Here is a 23,623-nt window from a genome sequence, read left to right on the forward strand (position 1 = left end):
GCAACCTCAGGTTGCGGGCTTTTCTTTTTGCCACGTTGCTGATTAATCTCAGGTTAAGCGGGGCAATATGCACTATATTTACCCTGTTGCCTGGGGAACTGGCTGGCATGATAACGGTCAGAATAACGGCATCGTTTTCGGCGCGCGGAGAAAATCGGCCTCTGGGCTTGAAATCGCGCCGGGATCCCCCAATCTGTTAAGAATAATTCTGGGGCTGTTTGCCAAAGTGCGCGGGATGAAATAACCGTCGGGTACGTGTGGCGCGGGTCGAATGCTTGAGCATAGTCATCATGGCCGTTCTCAAGTAGAATCGGCGTATTAGGGTGACACCCTGGCCGCCAAGGCAATTTCTATTAGGAGACGGTAATGTCATACAGTGGCGAACGAGATCAATTTGCACCGAACATGGCGCTGGTGCCGATGGTGGTAGAGCAGACTTCACGCGGGGAGCGTTCTTACGACATCTATTCCCGCCTGCTGAAAGAGCGCATCATTTTCCTGACCGGCCAGGTGGAAGATCACATGGCCAACCTGATCGTGGCGCAAATGCTGTTCCTCGAAGCGGAAAGCCCGGAAAAAGACATTTACCTCTACATCAACTCGCCGGGTGGGGTAATTACCGCGGGCATGTCGATTTACGACACCATGAAGTTCATCAAGCCGGACGTCAGCACCATCTGTATGGGCCAGGCGTGCTCGATGGGCTCCTTCCTGCTGACCGCGGGTGCCAAAGGCAAACGTTTCTGCCTGCCTAACTCGCGCGTGATGATTCACCAGCCGCTGGGCGGCTACCAGGGCCAGGCGACGGACATCGAAATCCATGCGCGTGAAATCCTTAAGGTGAAAGCGCGCATGAACGAACTGATGGCCGAGCATACCGGCCAGCCGCTGGAGCAGATCGAGCGCGACACCGAGCGCGATCGCTTTATGACCGCGGAAGAAGCCGTGGAATACGGCCTGGTTGACGGCATTCTGACACACCGCAGCTAGAACCACGCGGCGCCGATGGACTATAGTAATCAGAGTGGGCAGGGGCTCGCTCTGTTGTGGCCCCTCGGCGTTCCCGATATGAGTTTGGGCGCACTGCCGCCGTGATTTTCCTGCGGGACAAGACTAAAGAAGAGGTTTGACTGATGACAGATAAGCGCAAAGACGGTTCAGGAAAGCTGCTGTACTGCTCTTTTTGCGGCAAAAGCCAGCATGAAGTGCGTAAGCTGATTGCCGGGCCGTCAGTGTATATCTGCGATGAATGTGTCGATCTGTGTAACGACATTATTCGCGAAGAGATTAAAGAAGTTGCCCCGCATCGTGAGCGCAGTGCGCTGCCGACGCCGCACGAGATCCGCCACCACCTGGATGACTACGTCATCGGCCAGGAGCAGGCGAAGAAAGTGCTGGCGGTTGCGGTGTACAACCACTACAAACGCCTGCGCAACGGCGATACCAGCAACGGTATCGAGTTGGGCAAGAGCAACATCTTGCTGATTGGCCCGACCGGCAGCGGTAAAACCCTGCTGGCGGAAACGCTGGCGCGCTTCCTGGACGTGCCGTTCACCATGGCCGACGCCACCACGCTGACCGAAGCCGGTTACGTGGGCGAGGACGTGGAAAATATTATCCAGAAGCTGTTGCAAAAATGTGACTATGACGTGCAGAAAGCGCAGCGCGGCATCGTTTATATCGATGAAATCGATAAGATTTCCCGCAAGTCCGATAACCCGTCGATCACGCGTGACGTCTCGGGTGAAGGCGTGCAGCAGGCGCTGCTGAAGCTGATTGAAGGCACCATCGCCGCGGTTCCGCCGCAGGGTGGGCGCAAGCATCCGCAACAGGAGTTCCTGCAGGTTGATACCTCCAAGATCCTGTTTATCTGCGGCGGCGCTTTCGCCGGCCTGGATAAGGTGATCGGTCAGCGCGTCAACACCGGCTCCGGCATCGGCTTCGGCGCGACCGTCAAGGGCGAGTCCGAGAAGGCGACCGAGGGCGAACTGCTGCTGCAGGCCGAACCGGAAGATTTGATCAAGTTCGGTCTGATCCCAGAGTTCATCGGCCGTCTGCCGGTGGTGGCGACCCTGAGCGAGCTGAGCGAAGATGCGCTGATTCAGATCCTGAAAGAGCCGAAGAACGCCCTGACCAAGCAGTATCAGGCGCTGTTCAATCTGGAAGGCGTGGAGCTGGAGTTCCGCGACGAAGCGCTGAACGCCATCGCCAAGAAAGCCATGGCGCGCAAAACCGGCGCCCGCGGCCTGCGTTCCATCGTGGAAGGCGCGCTGCTCGACACCATGTACGATCTGCCGTCGATGGACAGCGTAGACAAAGTGGTGATCGACGAGTCGGTCATCGCCGGCCAATCCAAGCCGCTGTTGATCTACGGCAAGCCGGAAGCCCAGGCATCTGGCGAATAATTAGCCAGTTAAACCAGAGCGTTATCAGCAAAATGGGGGATTTCATCCCCCATTTCTTTTTCCTGCATTCTTGCCGTTGAATGTAAGAGATTCATCCCCATATACTCATTAACCAGATTTTATGAAACGTTAGATGCTTGCGTCTCATGAGATTCCCCCTCAACCTGGCGGAAATTAAACTAAGAGAGAGCTCTATGAACCCTGAGCGTTCCGAACGCATTGAAATCCCCGTCCTGCCATTGCGCGACGTGGTGGTTTATCCGCACATGGTGATCCCGTTATTTGTTGGCCGGGAAAAATCGATTCGGTGCCTCGAAGCCGCAATGGATCACGATAAGAAGATCATGCTGGTGGCACAGAAAGAGGCCTCAACGGATGAACCTGGCATTAACGACTTGTTCTCGGTTGGCACCGTAGCGTCGATCCTGCAGATGTTGAAGCTGCCGGACGGCACGGTAAAAGTGCTGGTCGAGGGGCTGCAGCGCGCACGCATCACTACGCTGTCCGACAGCGGTGAGCATTTTGCCGCGCAGGCGGAATACCTTGAGTCGCCTGCGATCGACGAGCGCGAGCAGGAAGTGCTGGTGCGCACCGCGATCAATCAGTTTGAAGGCTATATCAAGCTGAACAAAAAAATCCCGCCGGAGGTGCTGACTTCACTGAACAGCATCGACGACGCCGCGCGCCTGGCGGACACCATCGCTGCCCATATGCCGCTGAAACTCAGCGACAAGCAGTCGGTGCTCGAGATGTCCGACATCACCGAGCGTCTGGAATACCTGATGGCGATGATGGAGTCGGAGATCGACCTGCTGCAGGTCGAGAAACGCATCCGCAACCGCGTCAAGAAGCAGATGGAGAAGAGCCAGCGCGAGTACTATCTGAATGAGCAGATGAAGGCGATTCAGAAAGAGCTGGGCGAGATGGACGACGCGCCGGACGAGCACGAAGCGCTGAAGCGCAAGATCGATGCGGCGAAGATGCCGAAAGAGGCGCGCGAGAAAACCGAAGCGGAACTGCAGAAGCTGAAGATGATGTCGCCGATGTCAGCGGAAGCGACCGTGGTGCGCGGCTACATCGACTGGATGCTGCAGGTGCCGTGGAATGCGCGCAGCAAGGTGAAAAAAGACCTGGTCAAGGCGCAGGAAGTGCTCGATACCGATCACTACGGCCTGGAGCGCGTCAAGGATCGCATCCTCGAGTACCTCGCGGTACAGAGCCGCGTCAGCAAAATCAAGGGGCCGATCCTGTGTCTGGTAGGGCCGCCGGGCGTGGGTAAAACCTCGCTGGGGCAGTCGATCGCCAAAGCGACCGGCCGCCAGTACGTGCGCATGGCGCTGGGCGGCGTGCGTGACGAAGCGGAAATCCGCGGTCACCGCCGCACCTACATCGGTTCGATGCCGGGCAAACTGATCCAGAAGATGGCCAAGGTTGGGGTGAAGAACCCGCTGTTCCTGCTGGATGAGATCGACAAGATGTCTTCCGACATGCGTGGCGATCCGGCCTCCGCTCTGCTGGAGGTGCTGGATCCGGAACAGAACGTGGCGTTCAACGACCACTACCTGGAAGTGGATTACGATCTGTCCGACGTGATGTTCGTCGCCACCTCGAACTCGATGAACATTCCTGCGCCGCTGCTGGACCGTATGGAAGTGATCCGCCTGTCGGGTTACACCGAGGACGAGAAGCTCAACATTGCCAAGCAGCACCTGCTGCCGAAGCAGCTTGAGCGCAACGCGCTGAAAAAAGGCGAGCTGACGGTCGACGACAGCGCCATCATCGGTATCATTCGCTTCTACACCCGCGAAGCCGGGGTGCGTAGCCTGGAGCGTGAAATCTCCAAGCTGTGCCGTAAAGCGGTGAAAACGCTGCTGATGGACAAGAAGCGCAAGCATATCGAGATCAACGGCGACAACCTGAAGGATTACCTGGGCGTGCAGCGCGTCGATTACGGCCGTGCGGATACCGAAAACCGCGTGGGCGAAGTCACCGGGCTGGCGTGGACGGAAGTGGGCGGCGATCTGCTGACCATCGAAACCGCCTGCGTGCCGGGCAAAGGCAAGCTGACCTACACCGGTTCTCTGGGTGAAGTGATGCAGGAATCGATTCAGGCGGCGCTGACCGTGGTGCGCGCGCGCGCGGAGAAATTGGGCATCAACGCCGATTTCTACGAGAAACGCGACATCCACGTGCACGTGCCGGAAGGGGCGACGCCGAAAGACGGCCCGAGCGCCGGTATCGCGATGTGCACCGCGCTGGTCTCCTGTCTGACCGGCAACCCGGTACGCGCCGATGTGGCGATGACCGGCGAGATCACGCTGCGCGGCCAGGTATTGCCGATCGGCGGCCTGAAAGAGAAGCTGTTGGCGGCGCATCGCGGCGGCATCAAAACCGTGCTGATCCCTTACGAGAACAAGCGCGATCTGGAAGAGATCCCGGACAATGTTATCGCCGATCTGGAGATTCATCCGGTGCAGCGAATCGATGAAGTTTTGAACATTGCGTTGCAAAACCCGGCCTTCGGCGCACTGCCGGTAGCGGCAAAATAGTGACGAATCGCAAAAACCATTGATAAAACTTATACTGGCAAGCCATTTCGGACTTGCCAGTATTTTTTTGTACCGCTAAGTTAGATCTCTGTCGGCCCGCGTTTTGCCACCCAGTCGGTGGCTTGCTAAGGTTCGATGGGATTGATATAACAGCTGCGCTGTCGCAACCGTAGGGATTTTTCGGTGCGACGATAGAATTCTAGAGGGGATGATAGAGTGAATAAGTCACAACTGATCGACAAGATTGCCGCAGGTGCTGATATTTCCAAAGCGGCAGCGGGACGTGCTTTAGACGCAGTAATCGCTTCCGTTACCGACTCTCTGAAAGCAGGGGATGACGTGGCTCTGGTAGGTTTCGGTTCCTTCACCGTGCGTGAACGTTCGGCTCGTACCGGCCGCAACCCGCAGACCGGTAAAGAGATCAAAATCGCGGCAGCCAAAGTACCGGCCTTCCGTGCAGGGAAAGCGCTGAAAGACGCTGTAAACTGATTTAGCGTCTAACCGTTTAGCGTAACAGGGTTTTGTAATAAACAATCACCTGACGCAGCGGTGCTGGTAAGGTAAGATACAAGGCGCATCGGACTGATGCGCTTTTTTTATTTTTGTCGCAGGGAACGCGCCTGCACAAGGGTTGTTAATCCACATCACAGCGGAGTGTTGTCACACTATGATGGACAATTTACGCGCGGCTGCTAATCACGTCGTGCTCAAAATCATCCTGGCCCTGATCATCCTGTCATTCGTTCTGACCGGGGTGGGTAACTACCTGATCGGCGGCTCCGGCGATTATGCTGCGAAAGTAAATGGTCAGACGATCGAACGCGCTCAGCTGGAACAGGCTTTCCAAAGCGAGCGTAGCCGCATGCAGCAGCAGCTGGGTGACCAGTTCTCCGCGCTGGCCGGCAACGAAGGCTACATGCAGCAGATGCGCCGTCAGGTGTTGTCCCAGTTGATCGACAACATGCTGCTCGACCAGTACGCCAAGAAGCTGGGCCTGGCGGTCAGCGACGATCAGATCAAGGACGCCATCCGCAAGGCGCCTTACTTCCAGACCAACGGCCAGTTCGATAACGCCAAATATCTCGACCTGATCGGCCGCATGGGCTACACCGCCGACAACTTCGCGCAGTCGATGCGCCAGCAGCTGGTCAATCAGCAGCTGATTCAGGCCTTCGGCGAGTCCGGCTTCGTGCTGCCGTCCGAATCGCAAGCCATGGCGGCGCTGGTGCTGCAGGAGCGCGACGTGCGCCTGGCGACCATCGATCTGAAGGCGCTGCAGGCGAAACAGAGCGCCGGTGACGACGAACTGAAGGCGTATTACGATCAGAACAAAAACAGCTTCATCGCACCAGAGCAGGTGAAGGTGAGCTATATCCCGCTGGACGCCGCGTCCATGCAGGACAAGGTGAAAGTGAGCGAAGAGGACATCAGCGCTTACTACGACCAGCACAAGAGCAGCTACGGCCAGCCGGAGCGTAAGAACTACAGCGTGATCCAGCTGAAAACCGAGGCGGAAGCCAACGCCGTGCTGGACGAGCTGAAGAAGGGCGCCGATTTCGCCACCCTGGCGAAAGAGAAATCCACCGATATCATCTCACGCCGTACCGGCGGCGAGCTGGGCTGGTTGGAGCCGGAAACCACCGCCGACGAGCTGAAGCAGGCTAACCTGACCGAGAAAGGGCAGCTGTCCGGCGTGGTGAAATCTTCCGTCGGCTTCCTGATCGTGCGTTTGAATGATATCGAACCTGAGAAAGTGAAGCCGCTGAGCGAAGTGCATGACGCCATCGCCAAGCAGGTGCAGCAGGAGAAAGCGGTAGACGCGTATTACGCGCTGCAGCAGAAGGTGAGCGAAGCGGCGACCAGCGACAACGAATCTCTGGCCTCGGCTGAAGAAGCGGCCGGCGTGAAAGCGGCGCAAAGCGACTGGTTCACCCGTGACAACATTCCTGCCGCGCTGAACTTCAAGCCGGTCGTGCAGGCGATCTTCGACGGCTCGCTGATCGGCGAGAACGGCGCGCCGGGCAGCAACTCCGACGTGATCACCGTAGATGGCGACCGCGCCTTCGTGGTGCGCGTGAGCGGCCATAAGCCGGAAGGTATCGAACCATTCGACCAGGTGAAAGACCGCGTGGCCGAGCTGGTGAAGCGCAACAAAGCGGTGCAGGAAGCGAAACTGCAGGGCGAGAAGCTGCTGGTTGAGCTGAAGCAGGGCAAGGGCGACGAGGCGATGAAAGCCGCCGGCCTGAGCTTTGGCGCCGTGCAGAAGATGGCGCGCGCGCCGGAAGACAGCCAGCTGGTGGAGAGCGTGTTCGCGCTGCCGCACCCGCAGGACGGCAAACCGGTGTACGGCATGTCGCAGGATCGCCAGGACAACGTGGTGCTGATCGCGCTCGATGCGGTGAAGCCAGGCACGCTGCCGGAAGACGAAATGAAAACCTTCGTCGGCAAGATGGAAGAGGGCGCGACCGGCGTTTCCTTCGATTCGCTGCTGGCGAGCCTGCGTAAAGAAGCCAAGATCAAAATGGGCGCCGCTGAGCAACAGCCTCAGTAATCGCCGCATTTTTCTGCAACGCAGTGCAACAAACAAAGGCCGCTTTCGCGGCCTTTTCCACATCTGATATCCGCCGATTGCTGAATATTCGCCGCCGCGGCAAGGTAGCCGTGCTGTCACACACAAGGAGGATACAGCATGCAACATACAGAGAAAAAAGCGTTATCAGGTTACCGTCATCACGTCAAAGCTGCGCTCACCGCGCTGCTTTTGTGCCTGGCGGGGCCGGCCGCCGCGGTGGATAAAGCCGAGGCGCCGGCACCCATGCTCTCAGCACCGGCGAGCAATGGCGGGCAATCGGTGATGACCAAGACAGCCGAGGAGGCGGCGGTCAGCATCAATCAGGCCACCGCCGAACAGCTGGCCGCCGCCTTGAGCGGCGTCGGTTTGAAGAAGGCGGAAGGCATCGTGCGCTACCGCGAGCAGAACGGGCCGTTCACCCAGGTTGAGCAGTTGCAGGAGGTGCCGGGCATCGGGCCGGCGCTGTTTGAGAAGAACCGCACCCGGCTGAAAATGTGATCCCGGTCGCGGCTGCGTGGCAAAATGCCGCTGAGGCCGTCACTCCTCTGCTACATTTTACAGGTCTTACCAGTTTGGCGCGTTGACCAAACGGGCGAGGGAGCCGCTGCGGCTCCCTCTTTCTGTAATCACCAGGCAGGAGCGATCGTTCCCTATGCAAACCTTTATCAAAGTTCGCGGTTATCACCTTGATGTTTACCAGCACGTTAACAACGCCCGCTATCTGGAGTTTCTGGAAGAGGCGCGCTGGGAATGGCTGGAGAACGAGGCCGGGTTCCGCTGGATGACGGAAAACAACATCGCTTTCATCGTGGTGAACATCAATATCAATTACCGCAGCCCGGCGGTATTGGGGGATAAGCTGCGTATCGACAGCCAGATGGTGCAGCTCAATGGCAAGAGCGGGGTGCTGAGCCAAAAGGTGACGCAGGATCCGGCGGGGACGCCGGTGGCTGACGCGCTGCTGACTTTCGTGTGCGTCGATCTGAAAACGCAGCGTGCGCTGCCGATCGAAGGAGAATTGCGCGAGCACCTGGAGGCGCTCACGCCGAAGGATAATCTGCAGTAAGCTCACGGGCGGCAGAGGCTGCCGCCGTCACTGCCTCAGGCCAGAGCGGCCTTCTGTTTCAACGCCGCCATCACTTCCGCCTGGTTGGCGCGGTACTGCGTCAGGCCATTGGCGCGCAGGTTGCAGGCGGCACATTCGCCGCAGCCGTCACCCTTGATGCCGTTGTAGCAGGTCAGCGTATCCTGGCGCACGCGATCCAGCTGGTGGTAATAATCCGCCAGCGCCCAGGTCTCGGCCTTGTTCAGCCACATCAGCGGCGTTTCGAAGCGGATATCGCGGGCGATGCCCAGCGTCACCGCCTTGTTCAACGCTTTAACAAACTCGTCGCGGCAATCCGGATAGCCGGAGAAATCGGTTTCACACACGCCGGTGATCACCGCTTCCGCTTCCACCTGGTAGGCGTAGATCGCCGCCAGCGTCAGGAACAGGATGTTGCGGCCCGGCACGAAGGTGCTCGGCAGCGCATTTTTCTGATTGGGATCGTAGGCGGGAACCGGAATATTGTCGCGCGTCAGGCTGCTGACGGCCAGCTCATTGAGCAGCGTTACGTCGAGCACCTTGTGTGCCTTGGCGCCGAGGGCTACCGACAGCTCTTGAGCCACTTCAATCTCGGCGCGATGGCGCTGGCCGTAATCGAACGTGACGCAGTGAACTTCATCATACTGTTGCAATGCCTGGATCAAGCAGGTCGTGGAGTCTTGTCCACCGCTGAAAACGACAACCGCGCGCTTCATAAAATCACCTTTTTGGGCTTTGGCCTCTCCCGATACACATTCGGGCGGCAGGATAAAATTGCGTTGCGGCGACAATAGTAGCAGAAAGGGCCGCCAGGCGCAGGGCGGTTCGGCTCAGGCCGGTGCGTTGTCCACCGGCGGCGGCAGCCACGCCTGGCAAAAATCGAACCAGCCGTGGGCGGTTAGCGTGACGCCATGCATGCGCGGCGGCGCGCTGATCTGATACTGGTAGTGAAACAGCGGCGTGATGATAGCGGCGGCCATCAGCCGTTGATAATAAGCCTGCAGCTGTGCGAAGCGCGGTTGCTGCGCCTGCAGCTGCTGGATCTGTCGCAGCGTGTCCTGCTGCTGCTGCCAGCGGCTTTCCGTCAGGATACCGCGCCACAGCGTATCCTGCCGCAGCCAGCTCTCCAGCGTCGCCTCCGGCGCTTCACCGATCAGGTTGTCTGCCAGCAGCAGGTCGGCCTGGGCGATCTGCGCCTCGCTTTGCCAGCGTTTACCGGCGTAGTAACGCACTTCCAGCTCGCAGCCGTGCTGCGCCAGCAGCCGCTGCAGCGCGACCGTCACCGTTTCCAGCTCGACCGGCGGCCGATACAGCAGCGTCAGCCGGGCGGGCAGGGTGACATCTTCCTCAATCCGTTGGCTGGGAATACGCCAGCCGGGCAGCATTTCATGGCTGGGGGTGATCACGCTGTTGGGAATAGGTAGACGGCTCAGCAGGCCGGACTGCTGGATCAGCATCAGCAGCTTTTGCCCCTGGGCTTCGCTCAGCACGCCGTGGCGCAGGTTCAGCGCCAGATAACACCAGCCCAGGCTCATGCTGCGCTGCACCGGCCTGGCCTGCGCCAAATCGTCTTGCTGACCGATGGTGATGCGCACCGGATGCTGGCAACTGGTGTCGGCGCCGGCGGTGGGCAGGTCGGGGGTGATCCAGTACTCGATGGTGTCCAGATACGGATGCTGCAGATGGTAACCGGCGTGCTGTTCCAGCCGCACTAGCTGCGGTTCATTCAGCGCCAGCTTGAACGGGCCGGCGCCGATGGTCGGCAGTTCCGGGTGGGTCATCAGGCAAGGCAGCTCCGCCAGCCGGTGAGCCAGCCAATAGTCCGCCAGGTGCAGATCGAACTGGATGCACAGCGGATGCGGCAGGCTGATGTGTGCGACGTTGGTCAGGCTGGGTTGGCTGCGCGGGTGGCGCTGCAGCTTTTCCAGCGTTTGCAGCAGCTGTTGGCCGGTCAGCGGTTCACCGTTGTGCCAGCGCAGCTGACTGCGCAGAAAGAAGCGCCAGCGCAGGCCGTGCTCGCCAATCTGCCAGTGGTGCGCCAGATCGGGCTGCGGTTCCGGGTTACCGGTCATCAGGCGCGTCAGCCCGGCGTGCAGGGTCGATACCAGATGTTGCTCGGCGCGGCCGGTCAGCGTGAGTGGGTCGAGCGCTTCCAGCGTGCGGTAATAGGGAATGCGCAGCGTCGGGCTGCCGGCCTGCCATTGCCCGCCGAGGTGCGGGCTGAGCAGATCCTGCAGGTGCTGCGGATCGAGCTGCGCCATCTCCAGCGCCCCCTGATGGTTGCCCTGTTGCAGCAGCTGTTGCAGCAGCTGCGCGCGCAGTTCATCCGGGGTTTTCAGGCAATGCAGGCGGGCGCGTTTGCCGCGGCCGGGCTGCGAATGCCAGCTCAGCCAGCCCTGATCCTGCAGCTGTTGCACCAGCGTGCGGGCGTGCCGTTCGCTGCAGTAGAACATCGCCGCCAGCTCGCCGATGGTCACGGCGACCGGCGCGCTGCCGAGCTGTTGGTACAGGCGTTGATATTGGCTGAGACGGTGAACCAGGCGCATGGGCAGAAATCCGGAACAGTTTTCTCAAATTGTTCACTATTACTTCCGCAAATACCATCCCATACTGCACGGATTGTAATCGCGTTCACATTCAAGAGGTCTTTATGTATCGCCTGGCTGCTTTCGATATGGACGGCACGCTGTTGATGCCGGATCACCGGGTTGGCCCGGAAACGCTGGCGGTGCTGAACCAGCTGGTAGAGCGGGAAATGGTGGTGACGTTCGCCACCGGGCGGCACTACCTCGACGCGCAGCCGATCATGGCGCAGCTGGGGCTGCAGGGTTACCTGATCACCGGCAACGGCACGCGAGTGTATGACAACCGCGGCCAACAGCTGCACGCCACCGATTTGCCGGCGGCGGTCGCCGAAGAGGTGCTGCATCATCATTGGCGCACCCGCGCCAGCATGCATGTGTTCCGCGATGAAGGTTGGCTGACCGAGTTTCCCGTGCCGGAAGAGATGCTGCGGGCGCACCACCTGAGCGGCTTTCGTTTTCAGCTGGCTGACGTGCGCCGCCTGCCGGCGTTCGGCAACAGCAAGGTGTGCTTTGTCGCGCCGCACGAGGAGCTGCTGGCGTTGCAGGTGCAGCTGCGGGCACAGCTGGGCGACGAGGCAGACCTGTGCTTTTCCGCTTACGACTGTCTGGAAGTGCTGCCGCTCGGTTGCAACAAAGGCACGGCGCTGGACCGGCTGAGCCGCCATCTGGGGCTGACGATGGCCGACTGCATGGCGTTCGGCGACGCGATGAACGACAAAGAGATGCTGGGGGCGGTGGGGCACGGCGTGGTGATGGGCAACGCCCTGCCGCAGCTGAAATCCCTGCTGCCGCAGCTACCGGTTATCGGCCATTGCCAGCAACAGGCGGTGGCCCACTATTTACAACATTGGCTGCGTTCACCTTGCCTCACCTATTCCCCCGAAGAATGAGGTTCTCCTTACAGCCGGCCGGGTATGACTACCCGGCTTTTTTTTATCCGGAGCCTGGCGTTACAAATCCGCCAGCTGCGCCAGATACGGCTGCAGATCGCCGATGTTGTTGCTGACCCATTCCGGGTTGTAATAGGTATCCAGATAACGCTCGCCGCTGTCGCACAGCAGGGTGACGATCGACCCTTGCTCGCCGTTTTCCCGCATCTGTTTCGCCAGCTGCAGCGCACCCCAGACGTTGGTGCCGGTGGAGGCGCCAACCTTGCGGCCTAACACGCCTTCCAGCCAGTGAATGGTGGCGACGCTGGCGGCATCCGGCACCTGCAGCATGTTGTCGACCACCGACGGGATGAACGACGGCTCGGCGCGCGGGCGGCCGATGCCTTCGATACGGCTGCCGCAGCTGCCGATCAGGGTGCGATCGCCGTGGTGGAAGCAGTCATAGAACACCGAATTTTCCGGATCGACCACCGTCAATTGGGTGTCGTGCCCCTGATAGCGGATGTAGCGCCCCAGCGTAGCGGAGGTGCCGCCGGTGCCGGCGCTCATCACGATGTGTTTCGGCACCGGGAAAGGTTCGCGTGCCATCTGGCGGAAGATGCTGTCGGCGATGTTGTTGTTGCCGCGCCAGTCGGTGGCGCGTTCGGCATAGGTGAACTGATCCATATAGTGGCCGTTCAGCTCTTTCGCCAGCTGTTCGGAGGCGGCGTAGATCTGGGCGGCGTGATCGACGAAGTGACAGCGGCCGCCGTAAAAGGCGATCTGCTCCACCTTGCGGCGCGCGGTGCAGGATGGCATCACCGCGATGAACGGCAGGCCGATCAGACGAGCGAAGTAGGCTTCGGACACCGCGGTGCTGCCGGAAGAGGCCTCGATGATGGTGGTGTTCTCGGTGATCCAGCCGTTGCACAGGCCATAAAGGAACAGCGAGCGCGCCAGGCGGTGTTTCAGGCTGCCGGTCGGGTGGGTGCTCTCGTCCTTCAAATACAGGCAGATGCCTGGAAACGCCGGCAGGTTCAGGCGAATCAGGTGCGTATCGGCGGAGCGCTGAAAATCCGCTTCTATTTCACCGATAGCATATTTTACCCAAGAGTTTGTCATGATTTGGCCTCAAAATAGGGGGCTGGTTTATGGCGTAGCATAGCCTGTCGGCAGGAAAAAAGGATTGCCATTTTCCCTGTTTAATCGCCTAATGAGAGAAAATTTTTCTCCTGGTGGCCGCTATGTTAGATAAAACAGACCGTAAGCTGCTGTGCATGCTGCAGCAAGATTGCACCCAGTCGCTGCAGGCGCTGGCCGATGCGGTCAATTTGACCTCGACGCCGTGCTGGAAACGGCTGAAGCGCCTGGAAGACGAGGGCTATATCCGCGGCCGGGTGGCGCTGCTGGATAACGAAAAGCTCGGCCTGGGGCTGACGGCGTTCGTGCTGATCAAGACCCAGCAGCACAGCAGCGAGTGGTATCAGGCGTTTGTGCAACTGACCAGCCAGATGCCCGAGGTGCTGGCGTTCTACCGCATGGCGGGGGAGTACGACTATCTGATGCAGGTCGAAGTGGCGGACATGAAAAGCTATGACGGCTTTTATAAGCGTCTGGTGAACGGCGTACCGGGCCTCATCGATGTCACCTCAAGCTTTGCCATGGAAAAAATCAAATACACCACCGCGCTGCCGGTGCCGGAGTGAAAAGTTCACCGGACGGGCGGCTCAACGGTGGTATCCTGCTCTGCTGAAGCAGAAAAAGAGACAAATCCCATAAAACCCTGGAATCAAACTGCGTGAGATTATTTGCTCAAATCGGCTGGTACTTCCGCCGGGAGTGGCGCCGCTACCTCGGGGCGGTGGTGCTGCTGATCGTCATCGCCATCCTGCAACTGCTGCCGCCTAAGCTGGTCGGCATCATCGTGGACGGCGTCACCGAAAAACAAATGTCTACCGGCGTGCTGATGGCTTGGCTCGGGCTGATGATCGGCACCGCGATCGTCGTTTACCTGCTGCGCTATGTGTGGCGGGTGTTGTTGTTCGGCGCCTCCTACCAACTGGCGGTTGAGCTGCGCGAAAACTTTTACCGCCAACTCAGCCGGCAAAACCCGGCGTTCTACCTGCGCCACCGCACCGGCGATCTGATGGCGCGCGCTACCAACGACGTGGACCGCGTGGTGTTCGCCGCCGGCGAAGGCGTGCTGACGCTGGTGGACTCGCTGGTGATGGGACTGGTGGTGCTGGTGGTGATGAGCACCCAAATCAGCTGGCAGCTGACGGTGCTGGCGTTGATCCCGATGCCGCTGATGGCGATCGCCATCAAATATTACGGCGACCAGCTGCACCAGCGCTTTAAATCGGCGCAGGCGGCGTTTTCCAGCCTGAACGATCAGGCGCAGGAAAGCATGACCAGCATCCGCATGATCAAGGCCTTTGGGCTGGAAGATCACCAATCCAACCGCTTCGCCGAGGTGGCGGCGCAGACCGGCGCCAAGAACATGCACGTGGCGCGGGTGGATGCGCGCTTCGATCCGACCATTTATATCGCCATCGGCGCCTCTAACCTGCTGGCCATCGGCGGCGGCAGCTGGATGGTGGTGAACGGGTCGCTGACGCTCGGGCAGCTGACCAGCTTTGTGATGTATCTCGGCTTGATGATCTGGCCGATGCTGGCGCTGGCCTGGATGTTCAACATCGTCGAACGCGGGAGCGCGGCCTACAGCCGCATCCGCAGCCTGCTCGACGAGGCGCCGGCGGTGCAGGACGGCCCGCAGGCGTTGCCGGCCGGCCGCGGCGTGCTGGACGTGGATATCCGCGCGTTCCACTACCCGGAAAACCCGCATCCGGCGCTGCATGACGTGGCGCTGACGCTGAAGCCGGGGCAGATGCTGGGGCTGTGCGGGCCGACCGGTGCCGGCAAGTCGACGCTGTTGTCGCTGATCCAGCGCCAGTTCGACGTCGACCAAGGGCAGATCCGCTATCACGGCCTGCCGTTGCCGCAGGTCAAACTCGACGACTGGCGTTCGCGGCTGTCGGTGGTGAGCCAGACGCCGTTCCTGTTCTCCGATACCGTGGCGAACAACATTGCGCTGGGCCATCCGGGGGCGACGCAGGCGCAGATCGAACAGGCGGCGCGGTTGGCCAGCGTCCATGAGGACATTCTGCGGCTGCCGCAGGGCTATGACACCGAAGTGGGCGAACGCGGCGTGATGCTGTCGGGCGGGCAGAAACAGCGTATCTCCATTGCGCGTGCGCTGCTGCTGGATGCGGAGATCCTGATCCTCGACGACGCGCTGTCGGCGGTGGACGGCCGTACCGAACACCAGATCCTGCACAACCTGCGCAGCTGGGGGCAAGATCGCACGGTGATCATCAGCGCGCACCGGCTGTCGGCCTTGACCGAAGCCAGCGAGATCCTGGTGATGCAGCACGGCGGCGTTGCGCAGCGCGGCGATCCGGCGGCGCTGGCGGCGCAGCCGGGCTGGTATCGCGATATGTACCGTTATCAGCAGCTGGAAGCGGCGCTGGATGAAGCGCCGGAAAACGGCGAGGAGGCGTTGGCCGATGAATAAAGTGCAAAAGCTGTGGCCGACGCTGAAGCGGCTGCTGGCCTATGGCTCGCCGTACCGCAAACCGCTGGGGCTGGCGGTGCTGATGCTGTGGATAGCGGCGGCGGCGGAAGTCGCCGGGCCGATCCTGGTGAGCTATTTTATCGATAATTACGTCGCCAAAGGGCAACTGCCGCTGACGATCGTCGGCGGGCTGGCGGCGGCTTACATTCTGCTGGAGCTGCTGGCGGCGGCGCTGCACTACTTCCAGGCGCTGCTGTTCAACCAGGCGGCGGTGGGGGTGGTCCAGCGGCTGCGCACCGACGTGATGGACGCCGCGCTGCGCCAGCCGCTCAGCGCCTTCGACACGCAACCGGTCGGGCAATTGATCTCGCGCGTCACCAACGACACCGAGGTGATCAAGGATCTGTACGTGATGGTGGTCTCCACGGTGCTGAAAAGCGCCGCGCTGATCGGCGCCATGCTGGTGGCGATGTTCAGCCTCGACTGGCGCATGGCGCTGGTGGCGGTCTGCATCTTCCCGGCGGTGTTCGTGGTGATGGGCATCTATCAATACTACAGCACGCCGATTGTGCGCCGGGTGCGCAGTTATCTGGCGGACATCAACGACGGTTTCAACGAAGTGATCAACGGCATGGGCGTGATTCAGCAGTTCCGCCAGCAGGTGCGCTTCGGCGAGCGCATGAGCGCCGCCAGCCAGTCGCATTATCTTGCGCGCATGCAGACCCTGCGGCTCGACGGTTTCCTGTTGCGGCCGCTGCTCAGCCTGTTTTCGGCGCTGGTGCTGTGCGGCTTGCTGATGTTGTTCGGCTTCAGCGGTGAAGGCGTGATTGGCGTCGGCGTACTCTACGCTTTCATCAACTACCTGGGGCGCCTGAACGAACCGCTGATCGAGCTCACGTCGCAGCAGTCGATCCTGCAGCAGGCGGTGGTGGCCGGTGAACGCATTTTCGAGCTGATGGATCGCAGCCAGCAGAGTTACGGCGCCGACGATCGTCCGCTGGCCGGTGGCCGCATCGACATCACCGATCTGAGCTTCGCTTACCGCGCGGACAAAAAGGTGCTGCAGCACATTTCGCTGGCGGTGCCTTCGCGCGGCTTCGTGGCGCTGGTCGGGCATACCGGCAGCGGCAAGAGCACCTTGGCCAACCTGCTGATGGGCTATTACCCGGTCAGCGAGGGGGAAGTGCGTCTCGATGGCCGCCCGATCTCCAGCCTGTCGCACCGCACGCTGCGCCAGGGCGTGGCGATGGTGCAGCAGGATCCGGTGGTGATCGCCGATTCGGTGCTGGCCAACGTTACGTTGGGGCGCAACATCGAGGAAGACGCCGTGTGGCAGGCGCTGGAAACGGTGCAGCTGGCGAGTCTGGTGCGCGGCTTCCCGCAGGGTATTCACACCCGGCTGGGAGAGCAGGGCAATAACCTGTCCGTCGGGCAGAAACAGCTGCTGGCGATGGCGCGGGTCTTGGTGCAGGCGCCGCAGATCCTGATCCTCGACGAGGCGACCGCCAATATCGACTCGGGCACCGAACAGGCGATCCAGCGCGCGCTGCGTGCGATCCGCGAGCACACCACGCTGGTGGTGATCGCCCACCGGCTGTCGACCATCGTCGATGCCGATTCCATCCTGGTGCTGCATCGCGGCCAGGCGGTAGAGCAGGGCAACCATCAGCAGCTGCTGGCGCAGCAGGGGCGCTACTACCAGATGTATCAGCTGCAGCTGGCGGGCGAGCAGCTGGCGGAAGCGGTGCGCGAAGAGAGCCAACCCGCCTGAGCATGGGCCGCGATCGCGGCCCTTCTTTTTTTCCCACGCACCACAAGCAGGCAACCCGCCTGCGCCATGCCCCCTTTCTGCACTTTTTCGACGCGATGTGCACCAAATCAGTGCGCGATATTTAATCAATTCAGGGTATCGGTATGGCGCCGCGGCCTGATGGTGCCCGCGTTCCCGCTAATCCGCTGAATCGTCATGCAAAATCAAATCTGGCACAGGCCTTGCTACATATGACGCGTACCAGGGGTGAGTTTGGGTTTAATTCGTGGAGGGGCAATATGAAGCTGGTGACCGTGGTAATCAAACCGTTCAAGCTGGAGGACGTGCGCGAGGCTCTGTCCTCCGTGGGCATTCAGGGGTTGACCGTAACCGAAGTGAAGGGCTTTGGCCGCCAGAAGGGGCACGCCGAGCTGTATCGCGGCGCCGAATATAACGTCAACTTCCTGCCCAAGGTCAAAATCGACATCGCCATCGCTGACGATCAGTTGGATGAGGTGGTTGATGTGATTAGCAAAGCCGCCTACACCGGCAAAATCGGCGACGGCAAAATTTTCGTTGCCGAGTTGCAACGCGTGATCCGCATTCGCACCGGCGAAACCGACGAATCGGCACTGTAACCGCGAACTCAGCTAAGTGATGGGGATGGATTGATAATGAAAAGACTGTTATCCATGTTGGGCCTGAGTTCGGTAACCCTGGTTCCTTCTTTGGCCCTGGCCGCCCCGGCGGTCGCCGATAAGGCCGACAACGCCTTTATGATGATCTGCACCGCGTTGGTGCTGTTCATGACGCTGCCGGGCATCGCGCTGTTTTACGGCGGCCTGCTGCGCGGCAAAAACGTGCTGTCGATGCTGACGCAGGTCACCGTCACCTTCGCGCTGGTCTGCGTGCTGTGGGTGCTGTATGGCTACAGCCTGGCGTTCAGCGAGGGCAATGCGGTATTTGGCGGGTTCGAAACGGCGATGCTGAAAGGCATCGGCATCGACAGCGTCACCGGCAGCATCAGCCAGATGATCCACGTCGCCTTCCAGGCGTCCTTCGCCTGTATCACCGTCGCGCTGGTGGTGGGCGGCTTCGCCGAACGCATTCGCTTCTCGGCGGTGCTGATCTTCGCGATTGTGTGGTTCACGCTGTCTTATCTGCCGATCGCGCACATGGTGTGGGGCGGCGGCTACCTGGCCACCGATGGCGCATTGGACTTCGCCGGCGGTACCGTAGTGCACATCAACGCCGCCAGCGCCGGGCTGATTGGTGCCTACCTGATCGGCAAGCGCGCCGGCTTCGGTAAAGAGGCCTTCAAACCGCACAACCTGCCGATGGTGTTTACCGGAGCGTCCATCCTGTATATCGGCTGGTTCGGCTTTAACGCCGGCTCCGCCAGCGCGGCCAACGGCATTGCGGCCCTGGCATTCCTCAATACCGTGGTCGCCACCGCGGGCGCCATTCTCTCCTGGACCTTCGCCGAATGGGTGCTGCGCGGCAAGCCTTCGCTGCTGGGCGCCTGCTCCGGCATGATCGCCGGGTTGGTTGCGGTGACGCCGGCGGCGGGCACCGTGGGCGTGGGCGGGGCGTTGATCATCGGCCTGGTGGGCGGCGTCGCCGGCCTGTGGGGCGTAGTGACGCTGAAGAAATGGCTGAAGGTGGACGACACCTGCGACGTGTTCGGCGTGCACGGGGTGTGCGGCATCGTCGGCTGCCTGCTGACCGGCGTGTTCACCGCCTCTTCACTGGGCGGCACCGGCTACGCCGAAGGGGTGACGATGGGCCATCAGGCCTGGATCCAGCTGGTGAGCGTGCTGATCACGCTGGTGTGGTCGAGCGTCGTCGCCTTTATCGCTTTCAAGATTGCGGGCGCGATGGTGGGCCTGAGAGTACCGGAAGAGCAGGAACGCGAGGGGCTGGACGTCAACAGCCACGGCGAGAGCGCCTACAACCAATAAGACTCGAAGCAGGGCAGTGCGCTAAAGACTAAAATAATGATGAAGCCGACAGGGGCGATGGAAACATCGCCCCTTTCTTTATGCTGCAGATCAGGCGTCGCGCTGGCGAATCACCCCTTCCTGCACGGTGGTGGCGACCAGTACGCCGTCGCGGGTGTAGATTTGGCCGCGTACAAAGCCGCGTGCGCCGGAGGCGGAGGAGCTCTCCACCGCGTACAGCAGCCAGTCATCCATGCGGAACGGGCGATGGAACCACATGGAGTGGTCAATGGTGGCCACCTGCATGCCCGGCTCGAGGAAGCCGACGCCGTGCGGCTGCAGCGCGGTCGGCAGGAAGTTAAAGTCCGACGCGTAGCCCAGCAGGTATTGGTGGATGCGTTGATCGTCCGGCATGCTGCCGTTGGCGCGGAACCAGACGTAGCGATGCGGTTCTTCCACGCTGCCTTTCAGCGGGTTGTGGAATTTCACCGGGCGCATTTCGATCGGCTTTTGGCCGATAAATTTTTCGCGCACTTTTTCCGGCAGCATATGCGCCAGCTTCTGGGCGATCTCTGATTCGGACAGAAGCCCTTCCGGCGGCGGCACGTCCGGCATCAGGTTCTGGTGCTCGAAACCCGCCTCCGGGCTCTGGAAGGAGGCGGTCATATAGAAGATAGGTTTACCGTGCTGGATGGCGCTGACGCGGCGCGCGCTGAAGCTGTTGCCGTCGCGCAGGGTTTCCACGTCGTAAACGATAGGCTTGCTGCTGTCGCCCGGGCGCAGGAAGTAGCTGTGGAACGAATGCACGCTGCGTTCGTCCGGCACCGTCTGCTTGGCGGCGTACAGCGCCTGGCCGACCACCTGCCCGCCGAACACCTGGCGCAGCCCCAAATCTTCACTCTGGCCGCGGAACAGCCCTTCTTCGATTTTCTCCAGATCCAGCAGATCGAGGAGGTTTTGCAATGCCTGGCTCATAAAGTTGTTACCTTTCTAATAATCATTTTGCGCAGTGTGCGGAATATCACGGCGCGGCGTCAACATCTTGCGTTATGGAGCCGATGAGAATGCTCTTAATAGTGGGCGCTTTGGACAGGCTAAGTGATTAATAGGTGGAGCAAAGTGGATTTGTCAGTGTTTTGTGCTAAGTTTAATAGGTGCGGTGGTGAAAGCCACCAACATGTTGATAATAAAAAAGGAGACCGATCCATGAAACTCTGGCAAATCGTAGGCGGTGCCGCGGCACTGACGATCACGCTGGCAGGATGCGCGCAAAAGAGTGCTGATGTGCCTACACAGGCGGCCGGTAACCCGGCGGCTGCGCAAACGCAGATTCAGGGCCCGGCGGTGACAGGTTCGGTTAATATACGTCAGCGCATTGCGCTGCCGCCGGACGCCGTACTGACGGTCACCCTCTCTGACGCCTCGCTGGCGGATGCGCCGTCTAAAGTGATTGCACAGCGCGCGGTACGCACTGAAGGGCAACAGGCGCCGTTCAGCTTTACGCTGCCGTATAACCCGTCCGACATCCAACCGAATGCGCGTATCATTCTGAGCGCGGCGGTGACGGTCAACGGGCGACTGATGTTTATTACCGACACCATCCAGGAAGTGGTCAACCGCAACGGCACCCGTGCCGATCTGCTGCTGGTTCCGGTTCAGGGTGTGCCGATTCAGGCTGCGCCAACCGCCATGCAGTAATCTTACTGCGGTACAGCAAGATGAAATCAACAGCCTTTGCGCTTCGGCCAAAGGCTGTTTTGTTTTACCAGCGCCAGCCGTAGCGATCGAAATCGACCGTGCTGTGCGGGCCGAAAATAATCCCCTCCGCCAGCAATGCCTGCCGCTGCCGTTGAAAATCCTCCCCCTGCTGCGATATCTGCCCGTGGCGGTTGATCACCCGGTGCCAGGGCAGCGTGCTGCCTTCCGGCAAACGCCGCAGCACGCCGCCGACCTGACGTGCGGCGCGCGGTGAACCGGCCAGCCGGGCAACTTCGCCGTAGGTGGTGACTTTGCCGTAAGGAATGGCGGCCACGATGTGGAATACCCGCTGGCTGAAAGAGGCGTCTTCTGGTTGCATGTTGCTGTTCCTGCGCGAGTCAAAACCCAGGCGGAGAGTGTGCCACAGCGCAGGTGGGTAAGAAAACAGCGGTTGGTCCCGGTTGGCTTGCTATTTGATAGGGCATCGCCGATAATGCCCACCGCTTCGGAGTACAGAAGCCGTCAATGGGGGCCCTGTTGGTTCTCCCGCAACACTAACTTGTGAACTCGGTCAGGTCCGGAAGGAAGCAGCCGCAGCAGGTGACGTGTGTGCCGGGATGTAGCTGGCAGGGTCCCCACCCATTTGCGGCCCGCAAAAACGCTTTTCCCCGTTATTCTTCCTGTCGACAAGCTGCACAAGCGTCATTTCGCACGTCGCGAGCGAGCGTCTTTTCCTCTGCGCCGTTTTTGCCCTTCTCCCCCTATAGGGTTGCCAACAGATCCGATGACGGCGAAAAAAATAGCGTTTATATCGTTATTTGTGGGGCAAATAATGGCGCAGGCATAGGGAAAATTCTTAAAGTTGCACGCCTGTTGGGATGGCGTTAGTATTGTTTATTCTCTGTGCGAAAAAACTATCCGCGCTTCGCGGCGGTCGTCGAACTCGCTGAATAAGTTTAAATAATAACCCGTGTGCGCTGTCAGGCTGAACATGATTTATATCATTGATAAAGATATTACATTTAACACTGAAAACGGTTCATTGAAGAGTATAAAGAAGGGACGGGAAGTTTTCTTATCCAGCGTTAATTCTAGAGTATTCAAATGTTTGCTTGAGCATGGCCACGAGGCGGTGAGCCGGGATACGCTGTTGCAGCAGGTGTGGACCGATCACGGCCTGAGCGCCTCTTCGGCGACGTTGAATCAATATATCAGCCTGACGCGGCGGGCATTGACGTCTGTCGGTTTCAATGAACGCCTGATCGTTACCCTCTCTAAAAAGGGGTATAGACTCAATAGAATAATACCGATCGACCGACTGCGGATTGATTTACCCGATCCCCCGCCGCTTGCCGATGCCCCGGTTCCCTTGGCTGCGCCGACCGCAACGTCAAAAAACACCCACCACTATTTTTTTATTCTGCTGCGCAGCTTATCGATCGTCGTGCCATTATCTTTTCTGGCGCTGTGCTTTATCTATTACAAACATCATCGCGACAGTGAAAAGAAGCAGGTATTGTCTTACGTGGGGACGGTAAACGGCTGCCCGATCTACTATGCCGGCCATTTTTTGGAGAATCATCAGGACGACTATTTGCAGTTCTTGGTCAGGAAGGATCTTTATGGCCAGCGTTGCCGCCCCGGTGAGATTGTCATTACCAAGGTTAACCGTTCTCATAATGCCAATGAAGACAGCGGACGCCAGTTTATCGCCAAATGCACGAAGGACAGTGCGGCCGTTTTGCATAATTGTGAGAGCGAGTACATCCGGGCATGGAAAAAAAGTTAAATATTTTGTCAGCCACGCTGGTCGGCCTGTGCGTGTTGACTGGCAGCGTGGTGTATTCCCTGGTTCGCAGCCATCATGAGTTCGGTGATTTTTCCTGCGAAGCGAACGCCACGTTCAATTATTTCAATTCGCTGGACGCGCAGGCGGCACACGATGACATCCAGCTGTCGCTAAAAATAAACTACATCTTTTTGTCGGGCGATAAGGGCGTGATGATCTTGTCGGGCCTGGCCAACGACGGTGAAGAAAAGTATTTCGTCAACCGACGGGTTAATTTCAGCTATGTCTCGCAAAGCAGTTTCTATCGTTTCCACTATGGTGAGGTGAATTATTCACCGCGCGATACCTTGCCGGAAGAGGTGTATACTTACTTTTTCAGCAATGAATCGACGTTTTATCATATTCGCAGCGTAGACAAGAATACGTTGATGTTCAGCAATGCCTACTCGCCGATGTTTTTATGTAATATCGAATCCTGATTTTTATCTCGTTTTTTATGTGAGCTTAAGGTGTATTTCTGTTACCCTTTACATCCTCGCCTCCTGCCTTTTTAGCACGCAACTAATAACATGGGTTATTATGCGTGAATGTCTATTTTCTTTATCATTAATCAAATTTAATGGTGGTTTAGCTATTTTATAAAACCTGCTATCGTCATGTTTTTAAATGATTTAATGAATCTAAGGCAATATGATGTGACCATATTAATTTTATATTGTTTATTTTAAAGAAATAAGTTGCATGAATGTTTTTCGCATGATTAATTGAGGCCGCTCTTGAAACGGCGAACCATTAATTTTCATTGAAA

Annotated in this window: 21 protein-coding genes and 1 other RNA gene; 17 read left to right on the plus strand and 5 right to left on the minus strand. The window is 59.2% G+C overall.

The window, feature by feature from the left end:
• The first annotated feature begins 366 nt into the window (after nucleotides 1–366).
• The 7 genes from clpP to ACJ8QI_RS01070 all read left to right on the plus strand — a co-directional run bounded on the left by clpP (nucleotide 367) and on the right by ACJ8QI_RS01070 (nucleotide 8,592).
• Nucleotides 367–990, plus strand: coding sequence for an ATP-dependent Clp endopeptidase proteolytic subunit ClpP (clpP, locus tag ACJ8QI_RS01040; protein WP_004940356.1), 624 nt, complete (start codon nucleotides 367–369; stop codon nucleotides 988–990).
• Between the two features lie 143 nt (nucleotides 991–1,133).
• Entirely contained in the window at nucleotides 1,134–2,405 is a 1,272-nt protein-coding gene (clpX, locus tag ACJ8QI_RS01045) for an ATP-dependent protease ATP-binding subunit ClpX (RefSeq protein ID WP_004940354.1), read from the plus strand.
• 194 nt (nucleotides 2,406–2,599) lie between these two features.
• On the plus strand, nucleotides 2,600–4,954 hold the full coding sequence (gene lon / locus ACJ8QI_RS01050; RefSeq protein WP_019454189.1) for an endopeptidase La: 2,355 nt from the start codon (nucleotides 2,600–2,602) through the stop codon (nucleotides 4,952–4,954).
• Nucleotides 4,955–5,170: 216 nt separating this feature from the next.
• Nucleotides 5,171–5,443 (plus strand): nucleoid-associated protein HU-beta, encoded by a 273-nt coding sequence (gene hupB, locus ACJ8QI_RS01055; protein ID WP_004940351.1) that lies wholly within the window; start codon nucleotides 5,171–5,173, stop codon nucleotides 5,441–5,443.
• 178 nt (nucleotides 5,444–5,621) lie between these two features.
• Nucleotides 5,622–7,505 (plus strand): peptidylprolyl isomerase, encoded by a 1,884-nt coding sequence (ppiD, locus tag ACJ8QI_RS01060; protein WP_049199887.1) that lies wholly within the window; start codon nucleotides 5,622–5,624, stop codon nucleotides 7,503–7,505.
• 138 nt (nucleotides 7,506–7,643) lie between these two features.
• Nucleotides 7,644–8,024, plus strand: a complete 381-nt coding sequence (locus ACJ8QI_RS01065; RefSeq protein WP_049199890.1) for a ComEA family DNA-binding protein — start codon at nucleotides 7,644–7,646, stop codon at nucleotides 8,022–8,024.
• A 154-nt stretch (nucleotides 8,025–8,178) separates the two neighbouring features.
• Complete coding sequence (locus tag ACJ8QI_RS01070) at nucleotides 8,179–8,592, plus strand: acyl-CoA thioesterase (RefSeq protein WP_038876185.1); 414 nt, start codon at nucleotides 8,179–8,181, stop codon at nucleotides 8,590–8,592.
• A gap of 35 nt (nucleotides 8,593–8,627) precedes the next feature.
• Here the strand turns inward: ACJ8QI_RS01070 and queC are convergent, their stop codons facing one another.
• Complete coding sequence (gene queC, locus ACJ8QI_RS01075; protein ID WP_100396219.1) at nucleotides 8,628–9,326, minus strand: 7-cyano-7-deazaguanine synthase QueC; 699 nt, start codon at nucleotides 9,324–9,326, stop codon at nucleotides 8,628–8,630.
• Between the two features lie 114 nt (nucleotides 9,327–9,440).
• Nucleotides 9,441–11,156 (minus strand): SgrR family transcriptional regulator, encoded by a 1,716-nt coding sequence (locus tag ACJ8QI_RS01080; RefSeq protein WP_442531965.1) that lies wholly within the window; start codon nucleotides 11,154–11,156, stop codon nucleotides 9,441–9,443.
• A 104-nt stretch (nucleotides 11,157–11,260) separates the two neighbouring features.
• Between ACJ8QI_RS01080 and cof the strand changes: the two genes are divergently transcribed.
• Entirely contained in the window at nucleotides 11,261–12,085 is an 825-nt protein-coding gene (gene cof, locus ACJ8QI_RS01085) for an HMP-PP phosphatase (RefSeq protein ID WP_033647299.1), read from the plus strand.
• 60 nt (nucleotides 12,086–12,145) lie between these two features.
• On the opposite strand, the gene ACJ8QI_RS01090 is transcribed toward cof, so the two are convergent.
• The gene (locus ACJ8QI_RS01090) at nucleotides 12,146–13,186 is read right to left on the minus strand and encodes a PLP-dependent cysteine synthase family protein (protein WP_442531966.1); all 1,041 of its coding nucleotides are present in this window, start codon (nucleotides 13,184–13,186) and stop codon (nucleotides 12,146–12,148) included.
• Nucleotides 13,187–13,308: 122 nt separating this feature from the next.
• Between ACJ8QI_RS01090 and ACJ8QI_RS01095 the strand changes: the two genes are divergently transcribed.
• The 5 genes from ACJ8QI_RS01095 (at nucleotide 13,309) to amtB (ending at nucleotide 19,349) form a co-directional block, all read left to right on the plus strand.
• Nucleotides 13,309–13,770: an Lrp/AsnC family transcriptional regulator gene (locus ACJ8QI_RS01095; protein WP_004940330.1), complete on the plus strand. Its 462-nt coding sequence runs from the start codon at nucleotides 13,309–13,311 to the stop codon at nucleotides 13,768–13,770.
• Nucleotides 13,771–13,862: 92 nt separating this feature from the next.
• On the plus strand, nucleotides 13,863–15,638 hold the full coding sequence (gene smdA / locus ACJ8QI_RS01100) for a multidrug efflux ABC transporter permease/ATP-binding subunit SmdA (RefSeq protein ID WP_038876191.1): 1,776 nt from the start codon (nucleotides 13,863–13,865) through the stop codon (nucleotides 15,636–15,638).
• Nucleotides 15,631–17,409, plus strand: coding sequence for a multidrug efflux ABC transporter permease/ATP-binding subunit SmdB (gene smdB, locus ACJ8QI_RS01105; RefSeq protein ID WP_055312256.1), 1,779 nt, complete (start codon nucleotides 15,631–15,633; stop codon nucleotides 17,407–17,409). Before smdA ends, smdB begins: the two co-directional genes overlap by 8 nt.
• 278 nt (nucleotides 17,410–17,687) lie before the next feature.
• Complete coding sequence (gene glnK, locus ACJ8QI_RS01110; protein WP_004940327.1) at nucleotides 17,688–18,026, plus strand: P-II family nitrogen regulator; 339 nt, start codon at nucleotides 17,688–17,690, stop codon at nucleotides 18,024–18,026.
• A 36-nt stretch (nucleotides 18,027–18,062) separates the two neighbouring features.
• Nucleotides 18,063–19,349 carry an ammonium transporter AmtB gene (gene amtB, locus ACJ8QI_RS01115; RefSeq protein ID WP_442531967.1) on the plus strand — a complete coding sequence of 429 codons (1,287 nt, stop codon included), beginning with the start codon at nucleotides 18,063–18,065 and terminating at the stop codon, nucleotides 19,347–19,349.
• A gap of 90 nt (nucleotides 19,350–19,439) precedes the next feature.
• Here amtB and tesB read toward each other — a convergent pair whose 3' ends face one another.
• Entirely contained in the window at nucleotides 19,440–20,303 is an 864-nt protein-coding gene (gene tesB, locus ACJ8QI_RS01120; RefSeq protein WP_004940320.1) for an acyl-CoA thioesterase II, read from the minus strand.
• A gap of 231 nt (nucleotides 20,304–20,534) precedes the next feature.
• Here tesB and ACJ8QI_RS01125 point away from each other — a divergent pair, with 231 nt between their 5' ends.
• On the plus strand, nucleotides 20,535–21,026 hold the full coding sequence (locus ACJ8QI_RS01125; protein ID WP_016928846.1) for a YbaY family lipoprotein: 492 nt from the start codon (nucleotides 20,535–20,537) through the stop codon (nucleotides 21,024–21,026).
• Between the two features lie 64 nt (nucleotides 21,027–21,090).
• On the opposite strand, the gene ACJ8QI_RS01130 is transcribed toward ACJ8QI_RS01125, so the two are convergent.
• Nucleotides 21,091–21,405 carry an MGMT family protein gene (locus ACJ8QI_RS01130; RefSeq protein WP_033642088.1) on the minus strand — a complete coding sequence of 105 codons (315 nt, stop codon included), beginning with the start codon at nucleotides 21,403–21,405 and terminating at the stop codon, nucleotides 21,091–21,093.
• Nucleotides 21,406–21,561: 156 nt separating this feature from the next.
• Between ACJ8QI_RS01130 and ffs the strand changes: the two genes are divergently transcribed.
• From ffs to ACJ8QI_RS01145, 3 genes are all read left to right on the plus strand, one after another.
• An RNA gene (gene ffs / locus ACJ8QI_RS01135) (signal recognition particle sRNA small type) lies at nucleotides 21,562–21,658 on the plus strand.
• Between the two features lie 359 nt (nucleotides 21,659–22,017).
• Nucleotides 22,018–22,815, plus strand: a complete 798-nt coding sequence (locus tag ACJ8QI_RS01140; protein ID WP_060423389.1) for a winged helix-turn-helix domain-containing protein — start codon at nucleotides 22,018–22,020, stop codon at nucleotides 22,813–22,815.
• Nucleotides 22,800–23,294, plus strand: coding sequence for a FidL-like protein (locus ACJ8QI_RS01145; protein ID WP_442531968.1), 495 nt, complete (start codon nucleotides 22,800–22,802; stop codon nucleotides 23,292–23,294). The genes ACJ8QI_RS01140 and ACJ8QI_RS01145 overlap by 16 nt, the downstream gene beginning before the upstream one ends.
• Nucleotides 23,295–23,623: the final 329 nt, after the last annotated feature.

It is taken from the genome of Serratia sp. CY84636 (assembly GCF_052166245.1).
In the GTDB taxonomy this organism is placed as follows: domain Bacteria; phylum Pseudomonadota; class Gammaproteobacteria; order Enterobacterales; family Enterobacteriaceae; genus Serratia; species Serratia nevei.

Excerpts from the sequence above, each read along its gene's own strand:
- clpP (WP_004940356.1), top strand. The coding sequence starts at position 367 with ATGTCATACAGTGGCGAACGAGATCAATTTGCACCGAACATGGCGCTG.
- clpX (WP_004940354.1), top strand. The coding sequence starts at position 1,134 with ATGACAGATAAGCGCAAAGACGGTTCAGGAAAGCTGCTGTACTGCTCT.
- lon (WP_019454189.1), top strand. The coding sequence starts at position 2,600 with ATGAACCCTGAGCGTTCCGAACGCATTGAAATCCCCGTCCTGCCATTG.
- ppiD (WP_049199887.1), top strand. The coding sequence starts at position 5,622 with ATGATGGACAATTTACGCGCGGCTGCTAATCACGTCGTGCTCAAAATC.
- ACJ8QI_RS01065 (WP_049199890.1), top strand. The coding sequence starts at position 7,644 with ATGCAACATACAGAGAAAAAAGCGTTATCAGGTTACCGTCATCACGTC.
- ACJ8QI_RS01070 (WP_038876185.1), top strand. The coding sequence starts at position 8,179 with ATGCAAACCTTTATCAAAGTTCGCGGTTATCACCTTGATGTTTACCAG.
- queC (WP_100396219.1), bottom strand. The coding sequence starts at position 9,326 with ATGAAGCGCGCGGTTGTCGTTTTCAGCGGTGGACAAGACTCCACGACC.
- ACJ8QI_RS01080 (WP_442531965.1), bottom strand. The coding sequence starts at position 11,156 with ATGCGCCTGGTTCACCGTCTCAGCCAATATCAACGCCTGTACCAACAG.
- cof (WP_033647299.1), top strand. The coding sequence starts at position 11,261 with ATGTATCGCCTGGCTGCTTTCGATATGGACGGCACGCTGTTGATGCCG.
- ACJ8QI_RS01090 (WP_442531966.1), bottom strand. The coding sequence starts at position 13,186 with ATGACAAACTCTTGGGTAAAATATGCTATCGGTGAAATAGAAGCGGAT.
- ACJ8QI_RS01095 (WP_004940330.1), top strand. The coding sequence starts at position 13,309 with ATGTTAGATAAAACAGACCGTAAGCTGCTGTGCATGCTGCAGCAAGAT.
- smdB (WP_055312256.1), top strand. The coding sequence starts at position 15,631 with ATGAATAAAGTGCAAAAGCTGTGGCCGACGCTGAAGCGGCTGCTGGCC.
- glnK (WP_004940327.1), top strand. The coding sequence starts at position 17,688 with ATGAAGCTGGTGACCGTGGTAATCAAACCGTTCAAGCTGGAGGACGTG.
- amtB (WP_442531967.1), top strand. The coding sequence starts at position 18,063 with ATGAAAAGACTGTTATCCATGTTGGGCCTGAGTTCGGTAACCCTGGTT.
- tesB (WP_004940320.1), bottom strand. The coding sequence starts at position 20,303 with ATGAGCCAGGCATTGCAAAACCTCCTCGATCTGCTGGATCTGGAGAAA.
- ACJ8QI_RS01125 (WP_016928846.1), top strand. The coding sequence starts at position 20,535 with ATGAAACTCTGGCAAATCGTAGGCGGTGCCGCGGCACTGACGATCACG.
- ACJ8QI_RS01130 (WP_033642088.1), bottom strand. The coding sequence starts at position 21,405 with ATGCAACCAGAAGACGCCTCTTTCAGCCAGCGGGTATTCCACATCGTG.
- ACJ8QI_RS01140 (WP_060423389.1), top strand. The coding sequence starts at position 22,018 with ATGATTTATATCATTGATAAAGATATTACATTTAACACTGAAAACGGT.
- ACJ8QI_RS01145 (WP_442531968.1), top strand. The coding sequence starts at position 22,800 with ATGGAAAAAAAGTTAAATATTTTGTCAGCCACGCTGGTCGGCCTGTGC.